The sequence below is a fragment of the Alphaproteobacteria bacterium genome, from assembly GCA_040905865.1.
In the GTDB taxonomy this organism is placed as follows: domain Bacteria; phylum Pseudomonadota; class Alphaproteobacteria; order UBA8366.
The window spans coordinates 77,069-98,621 of the sequence record JBBDQU010000085.1; the positions used below are offsets into that span (position 1 = coordinate 77,069).

Sequence of the window (21,553 nt, forward strand, 5' to 3'; positions counted from 1 at the left end):
CCATGCCCGCACAATTGTATGCCCATAATCCGGCGAACTGGTCGGACCTTACCGCGGAATTCGATGCCTGGGCGGCCGCGGGCAGACAGGCAGACTTATGGTGGCGCGACGATGACGCCACCGTTCCCGGACCCGCGCTGGACCGGCTGCTGAAGACTGCGGATTCGCGGCCCCTGTCGCTTGCCGTAATTCCGTCCGGCGCCACAAGGGAGCTTGTTCGATTCGTCGACGACAATCCCCATGTTGCCGTCCTGCAGCACGGCTATGCCCATGCGAACCACGCACCGGACGGCGAGAAGAAATCGGAATTCGGCGACCATCGGCCCCTGCGGACGATGCTGCCGGAGATCGTGGAAGGCCGGAAGCGGCTGGCCGGCCTGTTCGGCAACCGGTTTCTGTCCGTCTTCGTACCGCCCTGGAACCGGATAGCCGATCCCGTCGCGGCGGAGCTGGGCGCATGCGGCGTGCGGGCCATATCCGCCTTCGGGCGGCGCAAGCCCGGATCCGTCCCCCGGCGGCTCAATTGCCACGTCGACATTGTGAACTGGCGCGGCAATCGGGGTTTTCTGGGCGCCGGGCCGGTACTGGACACGCTGGTCAGGCTACTGGCGGAAATTCGAACCGGTGCCCCGGAAGATGCGGAACCTGTCGGGCTGCTGACGCATCACCGCGACCATGACGACGCCGGCTGGCGCTTTCTGGAAGACCTGTTCTCGGTTTCGACGGACCATCCCGGCGCGCGCTGGATGCCCGCGGCCACGGGGATCGCCGATGGATAGCCTGTCCCTGCGGTATCCGGCGCGCAGCCTCTATGGCGATTACCTGCGCGCCCTGGTCGGCGTCGTGATCCTCGGCACGCCGTTTTTCTATGCCGGGAGCAGCCCGGTTGTCGCGACGATTCTCGGTTCGCTGCTGCTGCTATTTGTCGGCTTCGGCGTGCGGACCTATCTTCGTCAGATCACCACGATCAGCGTTTCTCCGGACGCCATCGCCACAATCGGCCCCTTCGGCAAACGCATTGCATGGGACGATATCAGCCGTGTCGACCTGAAATATTTCTCCACGCGACGGGAAAAATCCGCAAGACGCGGCGACGGTTGGATGCAGATGAAGATCTGCGGTCCCACGGGGTGTATGCAGCTTGATTCGTCTTTGCCACAATTTAACGATCTTGCCGCTAGAGTTGCCGCGGCGGCATTCCGGAACGGGGCGGAGATGACGGATACAACGGTGGAGAACTTCACGACGCTTGGCGTTACCGTGACGTTCCCGGAAGAGGCTACAGAATGACAACGGCGAACAATCTCCTTTCCGTCGAGAACCTGAAGATCAATTTCAGGATCCCGAATGGCGAGGTTGCGGCGGTCAGGGATGTGTCTTTCCGGATCATGCCCGGCTCCACGGTCGCGCTTGTCGGTGAATCGGGCTCGGGAAAATCGGTCATCTCGCAGGCCATCATGGGCATCCTGCCCAAGGCCGCGGAAATTGCCGGCGGCCGGATCATGTTCAACGATCCGGCCAGGCCGGGCGAACCCGTCGATATCGCGGCGATGGATCCGGCGCGCGCGGAAATGCGGGCGATCCGCGGCGACCGCATTTCGATTATCTTCCAGGAGCCCATGACATCGCTGTCGCCGCTGCACACGGTCGGCGACCAGATCAGCGAGGCCCTGCACCTGCACCGGTCCTGTTCGAAGCCGGAGGGCCAGGAGCTGACCCGGGAAATGCTGCGCCTGGTCGGCTTTCCCGACCCCGCCCGTGCGTTGCGGACCTACCCGTTCGAACTGTCCGGGGGATTGCGCCAGCGGGCCATGATTGCGATGGCGCTGATCTGCCGCCCCGTCCTGCTGATCGCGGATGAACCGACAACGGCGCTCGATGTCACCATTCAGGCGCAGATCCTGAAGCTGATCGTCGACCTGCAGGCGGAACTGGGCATGGCGGTGCTGATGATCACCCATGATCTGGGCGTCGTCGCCAACATGGCCGACGAGATCGTCGTCATGTATCATGGCGAGGTCATGGAATCGGGGACGCTCGACGATATTTTCCGCCATGCGCAGCATCCCTACCTGAAGGCGCTGCAGCACGCGGTGCCCCGCTTCGACATGAAACCGGGCGAAAGGCTGACCCCGATCCGGGGGATTGAACCGGCGCGCGGATTCCTGCACGAGGCGAAGAAACCCTGGCCGGACGGCGCGGACGCGGCTGGGCCGTTGCTCAAGGTGGAAAACCTGCGCAAGGAATACGTCATCCGCAAGAGCGGCTGGTTCGGTTCGGACGACGCGAGCCGGATCGTCGCCGTCGACGATGTGAGTTTCGAGATCACCCGCGGCGAATGCCTTGGACTCGTCGGCGAGAGCGGCTGCGGGAAAACCACCCTGTCGAAGATGCTGATGCGGGCCGTGACCGCCGATAGCGGCGCCGTTTCGTTCAACGACCACGGCCACCTGATCGACGTGCTGGGCCTGAGCAAGGAAGCGTTGAGCCCTTTCCGCCGGAAGATGCAGTTTATCTTCCAGGACCCCTATTCTTCGCTGAACCCCCGGATGACCGTATTCGACATCATTACCGAACCGCTGGTCATCCATGACATCGGCGACGAGGCCAGCCGGCGCAACAGCGCCCGGGAACTGATGAATCTGGTCGGGCTGGATGTCCGGCACCTGAACCGCTACCCGCACAGCTTTTCAGGCGGGCAGCGGCAGCGCATCGGCATCGCCCGCGCGCTGGCCCTGCAGCCGGACCTGCTGATCTGCGACGAGCCTGTATCGGCGCTCGATGTGTCGGTGCAGGCGCAGGTGTTGAATTTGCTGAAGGACCTGCAAAGCGAGCTTGGCCTGACCTATCTGTTCATTTCGCACAATCTGGCGGTGGTCGACTATATCGCGGATCGGATCGCCGTGATGTGCCAGGGCCGGCTTGTCGAAACGGCGCCCTGCGCGGAACTGTTCCGCAACCCGGTGCATCCCTATACGAAGGCATTGCTGCTCGCGGTGCCGGATCCGAACCCGGATAATTTGCTGGACTTTTCAGCCATCCTGGAAGACCGCGCCTCGGCGCCATCCGCCTGGCCGGCCCCGTTTACGGAAAACGGTGTCGATCGGCCGATCCTGCGCAGTATCGGCGCCGGTCACGCGGTGCGCGTCCTGCCCGACGCCGATCTTGGAACGTGGATGTCATGAGATACTGGTTGAAACGCAGCGCAATTGCGATTGCCGCGATTATCATGCCTGTGGTTGGCGCCGCCGCCATGACCTATACGGAAACGCCGGGCCTGGCGCCAATGGTGGAAAGCGGCGACCTGCCGCCTGTGGCAGAGCGGCTGCCGCAGGTTCCGCTGGTCGCGCCGATGAACAAGCCAGGCCAGACGATCGGACGGCATGGCGGCGCTATAAATACCATCATGGCCAGCGCCAAGGATGTCCGGCTGATGGTGGTTTACGGCTATGCCCGGCTGGTAAAATACGGCCGGGACCTGGAACTGGCGCCCGACCTGCTGGAACGGATCGATATCGAAGAGGGCCGGTCCTTCACGATGCATCTGCGGCCGGGCCATAAATGGTCGGACGGTGAACCGTTCACGACCGAGGATTTCCGGTATTACTGGGAAGATGTCGCCAATAACGAGTTTCTGTCGCCGACAGGGCCGACCACGGTCCTGCGTGTCGGAACCGAATTGCCGAAAGTCACCATTATCGACGCCACGACCGTTCGCTACGAATGGTCGAAGCCCAACCCGGCCTTTCTGCCGGCGCTCGCCAGCGCCACGCCGCTGTATATCTACCGTCCGTCACATTACCTGAAGCAGTTCCACCGGCGCTACGTCGATGAAACGAAACTGAACGAAATGGCCCTGGAACAGGGCCAGCGGAACTGGGCAGCCCTGCATAACAAGGAAGACCACCAGTACCGTAACCAGAACATAAAACTGCCGTCCCTGCAGCCCTGGATCAATACGACGGAAGGCCCGGCGGAACGATTCGTCTTCACGCGTAACCCGTATTACCACAAGGTCGATCCGGGCGGCCGGCAACTGCCCTATATCGACAGCGTCGTGATGAATATCGCCAGCGGCAAGATCATTCCGGCCAAGGTCGGTACCGGTCAGTCCGACCTGCAGGCGCGCTACCTGCGCTTCGACAACTTCACCTTCCTGAAACGAAACGAGAAGAAAAGCGGCTATTCGACCTATCTGTGGCGTATCGCCAAGGGGTCCCACCTGACCCTGTTTCCCAATCTGAACGCCAACGACCCGGTCTGGCGCAAACTGTTGCGAGATGTGCGGTTCCGCCGGGCGATTTCGATGGGGATCAATCGCCACGAACTGAATCAGGTGATTTACTACGGGCTTGCGCTGCCGGCGCAGAATACCGTGCTGCCGGAAAGCCCCCTGTTCAAGGAGGAGTATCAGAAGGCCTGGGCGCAGTATGACATCGCGGCCGCGAACCGGCTGCTGGACGAAATCGGCCTGACCGGCCGTGACCACCGCGGCATCCGCCTGCTGCCCGACGGACGGCCGCTGGAAATCATCGTCGAATCGACCGGCGAAAGCACCGAGGAAGCGGATGTCCTGGAACTGATGACGGACAGTCTGGCGCTGGCCGGCGTCAAGCTGCTGACCAAACCGTCGCAGCGCGAGGTCATGCGCAACCGCATCTATGCGGGCGACACCATCATGGCGATCTCTTCGGGCCTCGAAAACGGTGTCCCGAATGCGGATATGGACCCGGAAAATCTCGCGCCGATCCACCAGATCCATTACCAGTGGCCGAAATGGGGCCAGCACGCCGAAACCATGGGCCGGATGGGCGAACCCGTTGACCTGCCGGCGGCCGCCCGGCTGGTCGAGCTGCGCAAGCAATGGTACCGGTCCACCAATACCGCCGACCGCCGGAAAATCTGGCACGAGATGCTCGCGATCAATGCCGAACAGGTCTTCACCATCGGCCTGATTTCGGGCGTGCTGCAGCCGGTCGTCGTGCGGGACACGCTGCGGAACGTTCCCCAGAAAGGCATCTACAACTGGGATCCCGGTGCGCATTTCGGAATCTACGAGCCCGACAGTTTCTGGTTCCTCGAAGAAACCGCAGGCAGATAGGGCAGGGCACAGCGGAATGTTTGGGTACATCATCCATCGACTACTCGTCATGATCCCGACGCTGATCGTTATCAGCGCGCTGGTCTTCATTATAATCCAGCTGCCGCCCGGGGATTATTTCACCACCTATATGAACGAGCTGCAAAGCCGCGGCGAAGCCGTCGATGCGGAAAAACTTGAATTCATCAAGGAGCAGTACGGCTTCGGCAAACCGATGTGGGAACAGTATTTCGTCTGGGTCTTCGGCCTGCTGCAAGGCGATCTTGGCTATTCCTTCGAGTTCAGCCGTCCGGTTTCGGAAGTCGTCGGCGACCGGCTCGCTCTCAGTTTCATTGTCTCGTTCACAACGATCCTCTTCACCTGGATCGTGGCCTTTCCCATCGGCGTCTATTCCGCCGTCCGGCAGTACAGTATCGGCGATTACAGCCTGACCTTCCTCGGCTTTCTCGGCCTGGCGACGCCGAACTTCCTGCTGGCGCTGGTGCTGCAATGGCTGGCCTACAGTTATTTCGGCACGTCGATCGGCGGCCTGATGGACCCGGAATACATCGACCAGCCCTGGACCATGGGCAAGTTCCTGTCCGTGATGGAGCATCTCTGGGTGCCGGTCCTCGTCATCGGCACATCGGGCACGGCCGGCATGATCCGCCGGCTGCGCGCCAACCTGCTGGACGAACTGCACAAGCAGTACGTCACCACGGCGCGCGCCAAGGGCCTGCCGCCCGGCAGGGCGCTGGTAAAATACCCGCTGCGCATGGCGCTGAATCCCTTCATCGCCGATATCGGCAACCTGCTGCCGGAAGTCATTTCAGGGGCGGCGATCGTGTCCATCGTGCTGTCGCTGCCGACCACCGGCCCGATGCTGCTGAACGCGCTGCAGAGCCAGGACATGTACCTCGCCGGGTCCTTCCTGATGTTCCTGGCGACGCTGACCGTGATCGGGACGCTGTTATCCGACCTGGCGCTTGCGATGCTGGATCCGCGAATCCGGCTTGGCGGAGGAGGCACGCGATGACCGATTCGCCAATTCCCCATTACGTCAACAAGGCCGAATTCGACCCGAATACGGTCGTCACCCTGTCGCCGGAGCAGGAACGCTTCTACATGGCGTCGCAGTGGCGGCTGATGTGGTGGAAGCTGAAGCGCCACAAGCTGGCCGTCGTCAGCGGCATCTTCCTGCTGCTGGTCTATCTGTCGATCGTGATCAGCGAGATCCTGGCGCCCTACAACCTGCATGCCCGCAATACCGAATACCTGTATGCGCCGCCGCAATCGGTGCACCTGTTTCATGAAGGCAGCTTCGTCGGCCCCTTTGTCTATGGCATGACGCCCAGCCTCAACATGGAACAGCTGCAATGGACCTATGCGGAGGATACCTCGCGCGTGCAGCCGATCCGGTTTTTCTGCACCGCCAATGATTACAATGGCGCGACGTACGAATTCTGGGGCCTGTTCCCCGCCAGTTTCCACCTGTTCTGTCCGGCGGCGGGCCAGCAGCTCTTCCTGCTGGGCACCGACCGGCTGGGCCGCGACGTGCTGAGCCGCATCCTCTACGGCGCGCGGATATCGCTCACCGTCGGGCTGATCGGCATAACGATCAGCTTCGTCATGGGGCTGACCATCGGCGGGCTTGCCGGGTATTACGGCGGCATGGTCGATACCGTCGTGCAGCGCATCATCGAAATCATCCGCTCCTTCCCGTCCCTGCCGTTATGGATGGCGCTGTCCGCGATCCTGCCGGTGACCTGGAGTCCGATCCTCGTCTTCGCCGGCATTACCGTCATCCTCGGCATGCTCGACTGGCCGGGGCTGGCGCGCGCGGTGCGGTCCAAGTTGCTGGCGCTGCGCGAGGAGGATTTCTGCACCGCCGCCGAACTGATGGGCGCCAGGCCGGGCCGGATCATCGGGCGGCACCTGCTGCCCAGCTTCATGAGCCATCTGATCGCCTCCGCGACCCTGTCGATTCCGAGCATGATCCTGGGCGAGACGGCGCTGAGCTTCCTTGGCCTCGGGCTGCGGCCGCCGATCACCAGCTGGGGCGTGCTGCTGAACGAGGCGCAGAACATCAACGTGGTCGCGCTGTATCCCTGGCTGATGTACCCGGTCGTGCCGGTCATCCTGATCGTGCTGGCCTTCCAGTTCTTCGGCGACGGGTTGCGCGACGCCGCCGACCCCTACAAGTAAGGGGCCGGGTTAACGCCCGACGAGCACGACGGTATCGACAGGGTTTTCGACGCCGGCGATGCCCTCGGCCCGCCGCGCGAGGCAGGGGGCTGGCGGCGTATAGCCCTGGCTCTGCGCGAGCGCATAGGATTCGCCCGTCGTCAGGGCCGTGGTCCGCGCCGACCGGTTATGTTTTTCCAGCTTGGCGCAGAGGTTCACCGGGTCGCCGATCACCGTGTATTCCAGCCGCGTTTCATCGCCGACCGCGCCGAACACGATCCGGCCGGTGACGACCGCCATGCCGATTTCCACCGGCTTGCGGCCCGCCGCGACGCGGTCCGCCCGCCAGACGATGAAGGCCTTATGCAGGTCGTCGACTGCGCGCATGGCGTCGGCGGCATAGGTATCGCTGGGCAGCACCGCGCCGAAGGTCGCCAGGATTCCGTCGCCCAGGAACTTGTCGATATTGCCGCCATGCGCCTGGATCACCGGCACCATCCGCGATTCATACTCGGTCAGCAGGGCGATGAGATCCGAAGGCGCCAACTCGTTCGACAGCGCGGTGAAACCGCGGATATCGGTCATCAGGATGGCGGCTTCGCGGGCCTCGCCCTGCCCGGGCCGGATCCGGGTGGCCGAATGGGTGATCTTGTCGGCGATCTCCGGCGAGAAGAATCGCGCCAGGTCCTTCGCCGCAGCCGCCTCGATCACCGACCGTTCGAGCAGCCGCCGCGCGCGGTACAGCGCGACCGACAGGATCGCGGTGACGATCAGGATGGAAATGATCTTGTCGAATTCCGCGCCGAGCAGGATGGCGTTCGAGGTCATATAGGCGACGTAGTCGCGCGTGATCATGTTGTCGTGCGGGTCGACGGTAATCACATAGCCGACCATCAGCAGCCAGCCCCCCGCGGCGACCAGCCCGGCAAGGATGACATAGCGCGCCTCGAACCGCAGCGCCCGCAGCACGATGAAGATGAAGACATAGAGCAGGGTGGGCGCCTTCAGATAGAAGGATGCCGGCTGGTCGTACTGGATATGGAAGCTCCAGATCACGGTCAGCAGCAGGGAAAGGTCGGCCACCACCGACAGCGCCAGGAACCAGCCGGGCAGCCGGATGCGGTAGGACAGCCAGATCCGGAAGACGGAGAACACGAAATACACGGCCAGCGCGATGCCGACCGGGGTCTGCCAGGGAACCACCGTCGATGTCTTCGGCGATATCGCATACAGGGCGCCGAAGATCAGCACGACGCCGAACTGGACCCAGGCGATCAGCCGTTCGCTGGCATCCTCCTGATTCGCGATCGTTTCCCGCACCCGTTCCGGCACATTGAGGCCGCTGTCGCCGCGGTTGAAGATAGCGGGCAGAACCGGTCGTTTCATCCTTGGCGCTTTCGTCTGTTCAGGCGCGCTTTTCGAGCCACAGGCTCGATTCCATCGCGCCCGCGAGCAGGGGCAGCCGCCCGGCGACGCTAGCACGGACTGCATCCGACATGCGGGTCACAACATGGTGACTCCCGAACAGGACCTGCCAGGCGCCGCCCGCCAGCAGCGCCGCCACGCCGAGCTGTTCGTTATAGCCGCGCCAGTCCCATTCGGCGGGGTAGGCGTCCGGCAGGAAAATGTCGTGGAAATGCACCACCACGCCGGCCGGCAGGATCGGCAGCACGGTGTTGAGCAGCAGGTCCACGTCGCTGCCGGGCATCAGGATATGGCTGGAATCGATTGCGAGAATATCGCCCGCCGTCAGCCCCTCGAAAGGGGACAGCCCGGCTTCCTGCACCGTGCGGCGGTCCAGCGTCACGCTGGACAATCCGTCCAGCACGGCCCGGGGGGCCGGATCGATGGCCAGGATTTCGGTCGCCAGCGCGCCGTCCTTCACGGCGCGGGCGAAGAAGCGGGTCGAATGGCCGGAGCCGATTTCGACGATCCGCCGGGGCGCGTAGCGGCGCGCCATGGTATAGGCCATCGCACCGTCGAGCCGGGGAAACCAGTCCTGGTACCAGCGGGGCGCCGGCGCCGGCGCGTCGTCGCCAATGGCCAGCAGGCCGTCGGCGTAACCGTCCATTGTTTTCAGCCACCCTTCGAAACCCGGCGTGCCGGCGTCCAGCAGCGCCTCGCTGGCGGGGTAGCCGCGCCGCGCGACCGAGGGCGGCATGTCGCCGGCATAGCGGTAGGGGATGAAGAACCCCTGCGCGTTCAGCCCCAGGACGGTCGGCAATCCGGCCCGGAGCCGCCGCCGCCATGCCTGAAACGGCGTCATGGCCGCAGCGTCAGCCCTTCACGGGCGACGACGGTGCCCGGCCGCAGCGCGTCCGCCTGGCGCGCGACCTCATCCATGAAATCGTCATTGTGATTCGGGTCATGATGGAAGATCACCAGCGTCTTCACCCGCGCCGCATCGGCCAGCTTCGCGCCTTCCTGCCAGGTCGAGTGGCCGAACCCCTTGAATCGCGGGTATTCCTCGTCCGTATAGGTCGCGTCGTAAATCATGATATCGGCGTCCCGCACCAGCGCCGCGATGTTGTCGTCGATCCGGCCCTCGAAATGTTCCGTATCGGTGATGTAGCAGATCGCCCGCCCGTCGAATTCGATCCGGTAGCCGGTCGCCCGGTTGGGATGGTTCAGCGGTCCGGTGCGGATCGTCACCCCGTCGCCGGGGGTCAGCACCGCGCCGCATTCGAAGTCGTTATAGGTCACCCCGGCCTGGAAGATATCCGGCGGCACGGGAAACAGCGGCGCCATCATCATTTCGACCAGCACCTGGCGCAGGGTATGTTCCGGCAGCAGATGGCCGGCCCACAGCCGCACGATATTGCCCGGAATGAACATCGGGATGAAGAAGGGCAGCCCGCAGACATGGTCGAAATGGGTATGGGTGAAGAACAGGTCGATTTCGCCCGGCCCCAGCGGCACCAGCCTGTTGCCCAGCTTGCGCAGCCCGGTGCCGCCGTCGAAGATGATCCGGCGGTCACCGCACATGACTTCCAGACAGGAGGTGTCGCCGCCATACCGGATCGTTTCCGGACCGGGACAGGCGATACTGCCGCGCACGCCCCAGAAGGTGACGCTGAATTCCTGCTGCTCCGTCATACTCCGCGTTTCCAGTTCCCTGGCAGCGCCCCTCCCCGATGCCTGAAGTGTAACCGTTACGATCCATTACCGCCTCAAAAAACGGATCAAGGCCCCCATGCGCGGTATGGCCGGCATAAACCGGGATTCGATTGGCATCTATTGGCTTTTATCGGCATTTTCACGCAATCCTGCGGTGCGCGACCGGTTTTCCAGCGTCGATCCGGCCGATCGCGCCGGTGCCGGCCGGCAAAAAAATTGCCGGGCGATATACATCGATTAACATCGCTTAACATTTCACCCTGTCCGGCGTTAAAACATCAATACAGGAATATAGTCCGATGTCGCGCCAGTTCAAGGCCTGCGGGAAATTTCCGGGCCGCCGCGCGACGCAGGAGGAATACCGGTCGCCCCCTAGATCACCTCGTACAGCAGCCCCGCCAGGATTCCCGCCACCACCGGCAGGATCGCCGAGGCGGCGAGGCGGATGGCGGTGAATCTTGTGCCCATCATCGGCAGCTCCCAGACGATGACGCGGAAGCTGGCATAGACCGACCAGCCGGTGATGAAGGCTATCAGCTGCGGCAGGCCGGCCCCGGTGTGATAGAGCGACAGCGCCAGCGGGAAGGAAAGGAACGGCCCGCTGGGCACCAGCCCGCCGGCCAGCGAGGCGATGACGATGCCGGTCAGCCCGGATTCCGGGCCGATCACCCCGGCGATGACCTGTTGCGGCACGATCTGCGCCAGCAGCATCGCCGCCAGCAGGGCGAAGGGTATGACGCGGATCACCACCTTGCCGAGGTTGAGCGCGCCAATCAAACCCTCGCGCACGCCCCGCGGGCCCTGCTTGTACCAGGTCAGCAGGGCAAGGAACCCGACCGCGCCCCAGAGCACGAGGATGCTGGCGTCCAGGTTCATGCGGCGCCCCCCGGCTTCGCGGGCGGCGCATCGGGCTTGCGGTCGCCGATGAAATGGGTGATCAGCATGATGGTCAGCCCGGCGATGATCGGCAGGGGAATCGACGCGATGTAGCGCACGGCGGCGAATTCGGCGCCCATGAAGGGCAGTTCCCACATGACGATGCGGTGGATGCCGAGCACCGCCCAGGCGGTGATGAAGGTGATGAGCGAGGTCAGCGACGCGCCCGAATTGCGCAGCACGAGAACCAGCGGGAAGGCCAGCATCGGGCCGCCGGGGGTCAGAGCGCCGACGCCGGTGGCGATCAGGATGCCGCGGAACCCGGCGCCGTCGCCGAGCCAGCGGGCGACCAGACTGCGCGGCACCAGCACCTGGATGAAACCGCCGATCAGCAGCGCGGCGGACATGCGGGGGATCAGGTTGAGGATCTGGTCGACGTAATTGTCGAGCGAGGCTTCCACCGCCGCCGGACCGTCGAGCCACCAGCACAGCACGCCCATCGCCAGCGACACCGCAAGCCAGATGACAATACCCTTCCAGCCGCCGGGCCGCCGCACCTTGGCAGAGTCGGATTCGCTCAACCGCTATTCTCCGAAAGACATGTGAACCGGATGCGCCGCCTTGCGGGTTGCGGCCCCTGCATGGCGCACCCGCCGCCCGGCAACCGGCGACAGAACATTTCATCGTCGTGAATGATCGGCGAGTTATACGCCGCTTTGCCGGCCCGGGACAATCCGTCCCGTGGGCTCAGGCAGGGCAATCGGGTGAACCCGATTGCCCTTTCATTTTCCTTCCCTCAAGCGCCGGGCGGGTGCTCCGCACCCTTGGCTTACGGTGCACGAGCACCGACGGCCGCTTGGCCTTGCCATTTTCGCTTCGCAAAAATGGAAACTGCCCTCCAAGCCGGCCGGATCGGGAAATATTTTCCTTCACCCGATTGCCCTGCGGGCTCAGGCAGGTTTTCGGATTTTCCTGGACAAAACACGAACGGAAAACGCCGCCGCGCCGTCATGACCGGCGCGGCGGTGGCTTATTATTCCGTATTCGTAACGGTCACGCGGCCTTCGTGCGGTTACGCGCCAGCCAGCTTTCCACCAGGCCGACGGTTTCATCGACCGTATCCAGGCTCATGCCCTTCTGCAGCGCGATCGTGCGCACCAGACAGTCGGCGCGCTCGATATTCGGCGCGCCGGCCGCCAGCGCCCGCGCGGCGGAGGACGGCTTCGCCAGCCCGTTGGCCGCGTTGGCGTATTTTTCGAACGGCACCTGGTCGGCCACATCGGCGCCCATCGCCGCGACGACCGACGTCACCCAGTTGTAGACCTCGCGGGACTTGTCCAGGTCGCTGTGCACGGCCTCGCGGATCGCGCGCATGTCGTTTTCCTGGACGCAGCGGTAATTGCCGGTCAGCAGCATGCTCCATTTCGCAAGCGGAACGAACACCGAATCATACACCTTCAGCTTCACCGGCAGTTCGATTTCGCCGTCGCCGGGATCGTAGCGGATGGCTTCGATATCCGCCTGCAACTGGCGCAGAATCGCGGTATGGGCGTCGGATTCGAAACGCGCGGCCTTGAAGTTGGTCGGCAGGCTGACCTGCAGCACGTTGGTCGGTTCGTCCGGCGGGCGGAAGGCCTGCGGGTCGGGGCTGCACAGGGTGATCGTTCTGGGATCGAAACTGTCCCAGACGGTCGGGTCGGTGTAGCACGGCTTCAGGCTGTCCGCGTCCAGCCCCGGAATGCGCGCCATGTAGGGCAGCGGCGGCATGTTCATGATCGACATGCAGGGCACGCCGGATTTCGCCACCCGGTCCAGCAATTCGCGCACGCCGGGCGAGCGGTATTGCGGTTCCTGCATGGCCAGCGCGATCAGGTCGTAATCCTTCGGGTCCACGTCTTCCGGTCCGGCGGCGGACAGCATCCCCGGCAGGTTGCGCGAGTCGATTTCGACCAGCCCGTCGCGGCCGCGCACCGGCATGCGCACGCGCTGCCCGTCATTGTTGATCAGCGTCGCCTCGTCCGGCAGGCAGACCATCTTCGCCGAATGTCCGGCCAACAGCATCTTGATCGCCAGCAGCGAACCGTAGGATGCACCCAGAATCAACGTATTGTATTTCTTGCTCATCGGATCTCCCAACCCTGTTCAACGTTCGGTGGCTTTTTTGGCTTTCCCGCGGTTCACGCCCTAAACATTACCGGAAATGTGCCGCCTCCGCGATGTGGGGTCAAGTGCGCGCCCGGACCGCGCGCTATTCCTGCAACGGCGCCAGCGGATCGACATCCGCAAGCCGGGCCTCGTCCGCCGCCGTGCCCTTGCCCGCCTGGACCGCAACATGGGCGCGCGAGCGCTGCATGCGGTCGTTCATCAGCCGCATCATCACCATCCGAAGCTTGGTTTTCTGTGCATCCAGCGCGGAATCATCGGCCGCGTTCCCGAACAGCTCATCGGCGACCTTGTGGTAGGCGGCGCGGATTTCGGAATCGTTCCTGCGCGAAAACAGCGCCTCGATAATCACGCCGAAACAGGCCTTGAGCTGCGCCGACGTCGTCGATTGTTCGATCTGCGCGATCAGCCCGGTTCCGGGCGCCTGGAAGACAGTCATCCAGTCAACGGTCCCATCGGGAAGAGCCGGCCAGTCCATCCTGTCTCACCTCCGAAACGCGGCATTGCCGCGCGCACCCGACCGGCCCGTCATGGACAACCGCGAATCATGTATTAAACCAGGCACCCTCTATAGTAATCGCTACAATATTACCGTTCGGTTAACAGCATGCGGCGGCGCGTCAGGCGCCGACGATCGCCTCGCCCCTGACCAGCGTGCGGTGCAGGACGCGCGGCTGGGTGTGGTCGGCGGGGGTCCGGCTGTGCAGGGTGCAGCGGTTATCCCACAGCAGCGCCTCGCCCGGCGCCCAGGAATGTCCCCAGGTCAGTTCCGGACGGGTCGCATGAGCCCATAACGTATCGAGCAATGCGTCGCTTTCCGCTTCCGGCAGTTCGACGATATAGCTGGACGGGGCGGCGTAGCGGCGACCCAGATACAGCGCCTTGCGGCCGGACAGCGGGTGAACCCGGACCAGCGGATGCACCGGTCCCTCGACCTCGTCGCGCGTCGCGGGCAGCCTGCGGGTCGGCCGGGCGCCGCCGGCGGTGTTGCGGCTGTTGTCGTGGCGGACATGCAGGCCCGCGATCCGGGCCTTCAGCGCATCGGACAGCGAATCATAGGCCATGTACTGATTGGCGAACAGGGTTTCGCCACCGCCATCCACCGGCACCTGCAGCGAATACAGCAGGCTGCCGCTGGGCGGGTTTTCGACATAGGAATTGTCGGTATGCCAGAACAGCCGCTGGCTGCCCGATGCGTGTTCGGCCTTCAGGAAGGGTTTGCCGTCCTCGTCCAGGTTGGAGATATAGGAAATGCCCGGCAGTTTCGAGACGCGGGCGGAGCCTTCCTTGTATCCGGCGTCGACGAAATACTGCCGCGACCCGGTGGCCTGCGCGCCGCCCAGCGCCTCGGCGATGCGCAGCAGATCCGTATCCTCCAGCTTCTGGTGGCGGAACAGCAGCACCAGGTTGTCGCGCCAGGCCGCCTTGAGGAACGCCACCGTGTCGCCGTCCAGCGGCCCGGAAAGATCGATACCGGTCACTTCGGCGCCGAGCGCCTTGCCGGAGGGGATTACGTCGCGCGCCATCACGGTGGTCATTGGCTGTTTTCTCCCTGGGAAACGTCTCGCCTTCACCCAGCTTAACCCCGGCCGGATCGCGATGTAAACGCGGGCCCGTTCGACCTTATCGACCGTTGGGCCCGTTCACGGGTTCAAATGGAACCTGTCACGGTTCCATTTGAATACGATGTGCTCTACGAAGTAACCGCACCTGTCCGTGAAATCACTGCGACCCCAACATGGCGAACGACGATCTCTGCTACACCCCCGCAACGGTAATTGCGGCCCTGATCCGTGACAGGACGGTATCCCCTGTCGAAGTCATCGACGCGATCGTGTCGCGGATCGAACGGGTCAATCCGGAAATCAACGCGTTCAGCGATACGGATTTCGATCGCGCCCGCGATACGGCGAAGGCGGCGGAAGCCGCCATCATGCGACATGCCGCCCCTGGGCCGCTGCACGGCGTGCCGGTAACGATCAAGGACCTGGCCCCGGCGGAAGGGCTGAAATTCCGCGCCGGGTCGCACATCTTCGCCGACCGCACCGCCGCCCAGGATGCGCCCATGGTCGCGCGCCTGAAAGCGGCCGGCGCCATCGTCATGGGCAAGACGACGACGCCGGAATTCGGCTGGAAGGCAATTGGGCAAAGCCCGCTGACCGGAGAAACCCGCAACCCCTGGAACCGGGACCATACTTCCGGCGGGTCCAGCGCCGGCGCATCGGCGTCGGCGGCGACCGGGATGGGTCCGCTGCATCAGGGCGGCGACGGCGCCGGGTCGGTCCGGGTGCCCGCCAGCTTCTGCGGCGTGTTCGGCATGAAGCCGAGTTTCGGGCGGGTTCCCGCCGTGCCCCAGGCGAACAGCGACAGCACCGCGTCATCGGGTCCGATCACCCGCACGGTCGCCGATGCGGCGCTGATGCTCTCGGTCATGGCCGGGCCGCATCCGCTGGACAACACCTCGCTGGAGGGCGCGCCGGAGGATTATCCCGGACGGCTGCGGGACGGCGTGGCCGGCCTGCGTATCGGCTGGAGCCCGGATCTCGGCGGATTGCGGGTCGATCCGGAAATCGCAGCGCTGTGCGCCGCGGCGGCGCGGCGCTTCGCCGGGCTGGGCGCCCTGCTGGAGGAACCGGTCCTCGACTGGCCCGACACCGCCGAAACCATCCGGGTCATGTGGAGCGCCCATGAAGGCGGCAATTACGGCAGCCGCCTGCCGCAATGGCGCGACAGGATGGACCCGGGGCTGGTCGCCTGCATCGAACAGGGGCTCGCCTGCACGTCCGCCGAATACATCCGGCACCGCAAGCAGAAAATGGTGTTCAGCAGCGCCGTCGCCCGTTTCTTCACCACCTATGACCTGCTGCTGACGCCGACGGTTTCCGTGGCGGCGCTGCCGGTCGGACGGCTGAACCCGGAAGGCTGGCCGCAGCATGACTGGGACTGGTTCCCCTGGGCCGGGTTTTCCTACCCGTTCAATTTTTCCGGCAGCCCGGCGGCAACCATTCCGGTCGGCTTCACCGCGGCGGGGCTGCCGGTCGGGTTGCAGATCGTCGGCCGGCGCTTTGCGGACCTGACCGTCCTGCAGGCCGCCGCCGCCTATGAGGCGGCGCATCCCTGGGCGGACGCGAAACCGGATATATAAGGAAGTCAGGCGGCGAAGCTGGAGCGGAGCTGCGCGGCCCACCGGCCATCGAGCCGGGCAATGACCCAGAGCGACCGGAACTGCCCCAGCGCCGTACCGTCGGCCCGGTAGCGGGTAAAGCGGACATCGAGATGGACCTTGTCCGGGCCCGCCGCGATACGGTCCAGCGAATCCCAGGCAGTGTGGTCCCAGCCGTCGCCGGCGCGGGCCAAAAAGTCGGCGAAATAATCGTCGGGCGTTTCCCAGACCTGCATCCGCCCGCCGCTCAGCCGGTAATGCGGGAAATGCAGCGTCGCGGCAACGGCCGACTCGTCGCGGGCGTTCAGCCCCGCGAGATGCGCATCCATGACGGCCAGCGCGGCCTCGTAACTGTTGTCGGATTCGGCCATCTCAATCCTTCAGGTCCTCCCAGAATTCCTTGACCTTGGTGAAGAAGCCCTCCGATTCCGGACTCACCGAACGGCCGCCGCCGGCCTTTTCGAATTCCTGCAGCAGCTCGCGCTGCTTGCGCGACAGGTTCACGGGGGTTTCGATCCGCGCTTCGACATACATGTCGCCGCGCTGCCGGGAATTGAGGATGCTCATCCCCTTGCTCCGCAGCCGGAACTGCTGACCGCTCTGCGTGCCCGGCGGCACGGTCACCTTGGCCTTGCCGCCGTCGATGGTCGGGACCTCGACATTCCCGCCCAGCGCCGCGGAGGTCATCGACATCGGCACCTTGCAGAAGATATCGGCGTCTTCGCGCTGGAACAGGCGGTGCGGCAGAATCGACAGGAATATGTACAGGTCGCCCGGCGGGGCGCCGTTCATGCCGGCCTCGCCTTCGCCGGACAGGCGGATCCGCGTGCCTTCCTCGACACCCGGCGGAATCTTGACCGCCAGGGTCCTTTCCTTGTGCGTGCGGCCCGTGCCGTTGCAGGCCGGACAGGGTTTGTCGATCACCCGTCCCGCACCGTGACAACCGGGGCAGGTCCGTTCCACCGTGAAGAATCCCTGCTGCGAGCGCATCTTGCCGGCGCCCCGGCAGGTCGGGCAGGTCACGGGCTGGGCGCCGCCCTCGGCGCCGCTGCCATCGCAGGTGTCGCAGGTGACCGATGTCGGCACCCGGATATCGGCCGATTTGCCGTGAAACGCCTCTTCCAGCGATATTTCGAGATTGTAGCGCAGGTCCGAACCGCGCCGGTTCGCGCCGCCGCGCTGGCCGCCCATCGCGCCGAACATCTCGTCGAAGATATCGGCGAAGCCGCCGGAAAACCCGAACCCGCCGCCCGGATGGCCGCCATTGCCGTTTTCAAAGGCGGCTTCGCCATACCGGTCATAGGCGGCGCGCTTCTGGTCATCCTTCAGGACCTCGTAGGCGCGGTTGATTTCCTTGAATTTCTGTTCCGCCCGTTCGTCACCGGGATTACGGTCCGGGTGATACTGCATGGCCGCCTTGCGGAACGCCTTTTTCAGCTCAGCCTGGCTGGCGCCGCGCTCCACGCCAAGGGTCTCGTAATAATCTACAGCCATATTCCCACCCTAGAGCACGTCCGGGTTACATGGAACCGCAGCAGGTTGCGGGTATCCCGGTGCAGGCGCTCTGTTTTCCATTGGACCGATCCGGTTCACGTGGCGGCTGGACCCGGCGACCGGGCCGGAATTCCTGATACGGAATGATGTCATATCCCTATATCGCGTCAACGCTGCCCCCGGACATAAACGGGCCTCGACAGGCCGAAGCCGGCGGAATGTTCGTCCGCCGGCGTCCTGTTGCCGTTTCGACCGTTCTCCCCGTTTCCCCGAAGCACGACAGAACCGGATCAGCCGAGCCTATGCCGACTTGTTCTTATCGTCGTCGACTTCCTCGAAATCGGCGTCGACCACATTCTCGTCGGCTGCCTTGCCGTCCGTCGCGTCGCCCATATCCGGCCCCGCCGCTTCGTCCTGGCTGGCCTTGTAGATGGCTTCACCCAGCTTCATCGACGACTGCGACAGCGTCTCGGTCTTGGCCTTGATATCGGCGGCGTCGTCGCCTTCCAGCGCGGTCTTGAGCGCCGCGACATCGGTTTCGATCTGCGTCTTGTCGCCGGCCGGAATCTTGTCGCCATGTTCGGCAAGACTCTTTTCCGTCTGGTAGACGAGGCTGTCGGCGACATTGCGGACTTCAACCAACTCGCGCCGCTTCTTGTCCTCGGCGGAATGCACTTCCGCATCCTTCACCATCTTTTCGATGTCCTCGTCGGACAACCCGCCGGAGGCCTGGATGCGGATCTGCTGTTCCTTGCCGGTGCCCTTGTCCTTGGCGGAGACATTGACGATGCCGTTGGCGTCGATATCGAAGGTCACGTCGATCTGCGGCATGCCGCGCGGGGCCGAGGGAATGCCGACCAGGTCGAACTGGCCCAGCACCTTGTTGTCCGCCGCCATTTCGCGTTCGCCCTGGAACACCCGGATCGTGACCGCGGTCTGGTTGTCCTCGGCCGTGGAGAAGACCTGGCTTTTCTTGGTCGGGATCGTCGTATTGCGGTCGATCAGCCGGGTGAACACGCCGCCCAGGGTTTCGATGCCCAGCGACAGCGGCGTCACGTCCAGCAACAGTACGTCCTTGACGTCGCCCTGCAGCACGCCGGCCTGGATGGCCGCGCCGATCGCCACGACTTCATCCGGGTTGACGCCGCGATGCGGTTCGCGCCCGAAGATGGATTTGACCGTTTCGAATATCTTCGGCATGCGGGTCATGCCGCCGACGAGGATCACCTCGTTGATCTCGCTCGCCTTCAGCCCCGCATCCTTCAGCGCCTTCTGGCACGGACCCTTGGTCCGGGTCACCAGGTCGTCGACCAGCGCTTCAAGCTTGGCCCGGGTCAGCTTCATGTTCAGGTGCTTCGGCCCGGACTGGTCGGCGGTGATGAAGGGCAGGTTGATTTCCGCCGTCATCGAGCTGGACAGTTCGATCTTCGCCTTTTCGGATTCTTCCTTCAGCCGCTGCAGGGCAAGCGGATCGCCGCGCAGGTCAATGCCCTGTTCGCGTTTGAATTCGTCGCACAGGTACTGGATGATCCGCTGGTCGAAATCCTCGCCGCCGAGGAAGGTGTCGCCATTGGTCGACTTCACCTCGAAGACGCCATCGCCGATTTCCAGAATGGAAACGTCGAACGTGCCGCCGCCAAGGTCGTAAACCGCGATCGTGCCGGTCGACTTCTTGTCGAGGCCATAGGCCAGCGCCGCCGCCGTCGGTTCGTTGATGATACGCAGGATTTCAAGGCCCGCGATCTTGCCGGCATCCTTCGTCGCCTGGCGCTGCGAGTCGTTGAAATAGGCGGGAACCGTCACGACCGCCTGCGTCACGGTTTCACCCAGATAGGATTCCGCCGTCTGCTTCATGTGCTGCAGGATGAAACCGCTGATCTGGCTCGGCGCGTAGGTCTTGCCGTCCTTGCCTTCGACCCATGCATCGCCGTTGTCGCCGGCGATAATCTTGTACGGGACGTGGCCCTTGTCCTTTTCGACCTCCGCATCGGTGGCGCGGCGGCCGATCAGGCGCTTGATGGATGCGAACGTATTTCCGGGATTGGTCACCGCCTGACGCTTGGCCGAATGGCCGACCAGCCGTTCCCCGCTATCCGTGAATGCGACCATGGAGGGCGTCGTGCGATACCCTTCGGCGCTTTCGATAACCTTGGCGGAAGAACCTTCCATGACGGCGACGCAGGAATTTGTCGTTCCCAGGTCAATGCCGATGACTTTACTCATACCGAATACCCTCTTTTCTTGCGGCAACCCGTGCCGACCCGCATTGCGGCGCCTGGCGGGGCCCCTGAATGTTAAGGATCACAGAAACGTTGTGGACTGACGGTCATATAGGGACGTTCCAAATCGGGCGCAAGCCACCGGACGGCAGAAAATTCACCCTGCAATTATCGATCGGCGTTTTCAGGTTTTCCCGCCGGACGGAAACGCTGTATCCATTTGAAGCCGAGGGATGCAAGATCGGAACAAAAGGAAAAGCGTGCCATATTCTCCCTTTCGAAGTTCGCGCCGCACCCGTCAACATCCGGATGACAAGTTGCGCGGTCCACAATCCAAAGCTATATGTTCCATAATTGTTCTATTTTCGTCTGCAAGCCCATGATCGTATCCGCCAGTTACAGAACCGACATTCCGGCCTTTTACGGCGACTGGTTCCTGCGGCGGCTGGCCGCGGGATCGTGCCGCGTGGCGAATCCTTATGGCGGCAGGCCCTATACGGTGTCCCTGACGCCGGAAGCCGTTGACGGATTCGTGTTCTGGACGCGCAACCTGCGGCCCTTTTACCGGCATCTGGCCGCAATCGGCCGGAACTACCCCTTCATCGTGCAGTACACGATCACCGGCTATCCGCGTGCGCTGGAAACGGGAACCGTGGCCGCCAACCGCGCCATCGCCGACCTGCGGCGGCTGGCCCGTGATTTCGGGCCGCGGCGCGGGGTCTGGCGCTATGACCCGGTCGTGGCCAGCGACCTGACGCCGCCGGACTGGCATCGTGAAAACTTCGCCCGCCTTGCCGGATCGCTGGCTGGTGCGGTGGATGAGGTCGTGATGTCGTTCGCGCATGTCTATACGAAGACGAAGCGCAACCTGGACGCCGCGGCGGCGCGGAACCGTTTCATCTGGAGCGACCCGCCGGATGCGGAAAAACGGCGGCTCGCGGCGGATCTCGCCGTCATCGCGCGGGATCACGGCATGACAGCGGCGCTCTGCAGCCAGGATTCATACCGCGGCGAGGGCATCGCCGCCGCAAGCTGCATCGATGCCGCGCGGCTGGGCGATGTCGCGGGCCGGCCGGTCGCCGCCCGGATCCGCGGCAACCGCCCGGATTGCCTGTGCCATGAATCGCGCGATATCGGCGCCTATGACAGCTGCGCGCAGGGCTGCGCCTACTGCTATGCTGTCCGCGATCCGGGCAAGACAAAGCAGCGCCTGGCCGCCCATGACCCGGCGCGACCGATGCTCGGATAAGCCCGCCG

At 64.0% G+C, this 21,553-nt stretch carries 19 protein-coding genes; 8 read left to right on the top strand and 11 right to left on the bottom strand.

Going from position 1 to position 21,553, the window contains the following annotated elements; all coding sequences use genetic code 11:
- Positions 1 to 2 precede the first annotated feature (2 nt).
- The 6 genes from WD767_20345 to WD767_20370 are packed head-to-tail and all read left to right on the top strand — an operon-like array spanning position 3 to position 7,285.
- Complete coding sequence (locus WD767_20345; protein MEX2618443.1) at positions 3 to 779, top strand: polysaccharide deacetylase family protein; 777 nt, start codon at positions 3 to 5, stop codon at positions 777 to 779.
- Positions 772 to 1,290 (top strand): hypothetical protein, encoded by a 519-nt coding sequence (locus WD767_20350; GenBank protein ID MEX2618444.1) that lies wholly within the window; start codon positions 772 to 774, stop codon positions 1,288 to 1,290. The genes WD767_20345 and WD767_20350 overlap by 8 nt, the downstream gene beginning before the upstream one ends.
- On the top strand, positions 1,287 to 3,185 hold the full coding sequence (locus WD767_20355) for an ABC transporter ATP-binding protein (protein MEX2618445.1): 1,899 nt from the start codon (positions 1,287 to 1,289) through the stop codon (positions 3,183 to 3,185). Before WD767_20350 ends, WD767_20355 begins: the two co-directional genes overlap by 4 nt.
- Complete coding sequence (locus WD767_20360; GenBank protein MEX2618446.1) at positions 3,182 to 5,101, top strand: ABC transporter substrate-binding protein; 1,920 nt, start codon at positions 3,182 to 3,184, stop codon at positions 5,099 to 5,101. The genes WD767_20355 and WD767_20360 overlap by 4 nt, the downstream gene beginning before the upstream one ends.
- Positions 5,102 to 5,117: 16 nt before the next feature.
- The gene (locus tag WD767_20365; GenBank protein MEX2618447.1) at positions 5,118 to 6,116 is read left to right on the top strand and encodes an ABC transporter permease; all 999 of its coding nucleotides are present in this window, start codon (positions 5,118 to 5,120) and stop codon (positions 6,114 to 6,116) included.
- A complete protein-coding gene (locus WD767_20370; GenBank protein ID MEX2618448.1) occupies positions 6,113 to 7,285 on the top strand; it encodes an ABC transporter permease in 1,173 nt (390 codons plus the stop codon). Before WD767_20365 ends, WD767_20370 begins: the two co-directional genes overlap by 4 nt.
- A gap of 9 nt (positions 7,286 to 7,294) precedes the next feature.
- Here the strand turns inward: WD767_20370 and WD767_20375 are convergent, their stop codons facing one another.
- The 8 genes from WD767_20375 to WD767_20410 all read right to left on the bottom strand — a co-directional run bounded on the left by WD767_20375 (position 7,295) and on the right by WD767_20410 (position 14,958).
- Complete coding sequence (locus WD767_20375; GenBank protein ID MEX2618449.1) at positions 7,295 to 8,650, bottom strand: adenylate/guanylate cyclase domain-containing protein; 1,356 nt, start codon at positions 8,648 to 8,650, stop codon at positions 7,295 to 7,297.
- A gap of 19 nt (positions 8,651 to 8,669) precedes the next feature.
- Entirely contained in the window at positions 8,670 to 9,530 is an 861-nt protein-coding gene (locus tag WD767_20380) for a class I SAM-dependent methyltransferase (GenBank protein ID MEX2618450.1), read from the bottom strand.
- Positions 9,527 to 10,360 carry an MBL fold metallo-hydrolase gene (locus WD767_20385; GenBank protein MEX2618451.1) on the bottom strand — a complete coding sequence of 278 codons (834 nt, stop codon included), beginning with the start codon at positions 10,358 to 10,360 and terminating at the stop codon, positions 9,527 to 9,529. Before WD767_20385 ends, WD767_20380 begins: the two co-directional genes overlap by 4 nt.
- Positions 10,361 to 10,753: 393 nt before the next feature.
- Positions 10,754 to 11,257: a hypothetical protein gene (locus WD767_20390; GenBank protein ID MEX2618452.1), complete on the bottom strand. Its 504-nt coding sequence runs from the start codon at positions 11,255 to 11,257 to the stop codon at positions 10,754 to 10,756.
- Positions 11,254 to 11,838, bottom strand: a complete 585-nt coding sequence (locus tag WD767_20395; protein ID MEX2618453.1) for a permease — start codon at positions 11,836 to 11,838, stop codon at positions 11,254 to 11,256. The genes WD767_20390 and WD767_20395 overlap by 4 nt, the downstream gene beginning before the upstream one ends.
- 472 nt (positions 11,839 to 12,310) lie before the next feature.
- Positions 12,311 to 13,381, bottom strand: coding sequence for a hypothetical protein (locus WD767_20400; protein ID MEX2618454.1), 1,071 nt, complete (start codon positions 13,379 to 13,381; stop codon positions 12,311 to 12,313).
- Between the two features lie 124 nt (positions 13,382 to 13,505).
- The gene (locus WD767_20405; protein ID MEX2618455.1) at positions 13,506 to 13,898 is read right to left on the bottom strand and encodes a hypothetical protein; all 393 of its coding nucleotides are present in this window, start codon (positions 13,896 to 13,898) and stop codon (positions 13,506 to 13,508) included.
- 142 nt (positions 13,899 to 14,040) lie between these two features.
- Positions 14,041 to 14,958 (bottom strand): TauD/TfdA family dioxygenase, encoded by a 918-nt coding sequence (locus WD767_20410; GenBank protein ID MEX2618456.1) that lies wholly within the window; start codon positions 14,956 to 14,958, stop codon positions 14,041 to 14,043.
- A gap of 200 nt (positions 14,959 to 15,158) precedes the next feature.
- Here WD767_20410 and WD767_20415 point away from each other — a divergent pair, with 200 nt between their 5' ends.
- Entirely contained in the window at positions 15,159 to 16,565 is a 1,407-nt protein-coding gene (locus tag WD767_20415; protein MEX2618457.1) for an amidase family protein, read from the top strand.
- 5 nt (positions 16,566 to 16,570) lie between these two features.
- On the opposite strand, the gene WD767_20420 is transcribed toward WD767_20415, so the two are convergent.
- The 3 genes from WD767_20420 to dnaK form a co-directional block, all read right to left on the bottom strand.
- A complete protein-coding gene (locus tag WD767_20420) occupies positions 16,571 to 16,954 on the bottom strand; it encodes a hypothetical protein (protein ID MEX2618458.1) in 384 nt (127 codons plus the stop codon).
- Position 16,955: 1 nt separating this feature from the next.
- Positions 16,956 to 18,077 carry a molecular chaperone DnaJ gene (dnaJ, locus tag WD767_20425; protein MEX2618459.1) on the bottom strand — a complete coding sequence of 374 codons (1,122 nt, stop codon included), beginning with the start codon at positions 18,075 to 18,077 and terminating at the stop codon, positions 16,956 to 16,958.
- 300 nt (positions 18,078 to 18,377) lie between these two features.
- Positions 18,378 to 20,300, bottom strand: coding sequence for a molecular chaperone DnaK (gene dnaK / locus WD767_20430; protein ID MEX2618460.1), 1,923 nt, complete (start codon positions 20,298 to 20,300; stop codon positions 18,378 to 18,380).
- A gap of 375 nt (positions 20,301 to 20,675) precedes the next feature.
- Here dnaK and WD767_20435 point away from each other — a divergent pair, with 375 nt between their 5' ends.
- A complete protein-coding gene (locus tag WD767_20435; GenBank protein MEX2618461.1) occupies positions 20,676 to 21,545 on the top strand; it encodes a DUF1848 domain-containing protein in 870 nt (289 codons plus the stop codon).
- Positions 21,546 to 21,553: the final 8 nt, after the last annotated feature.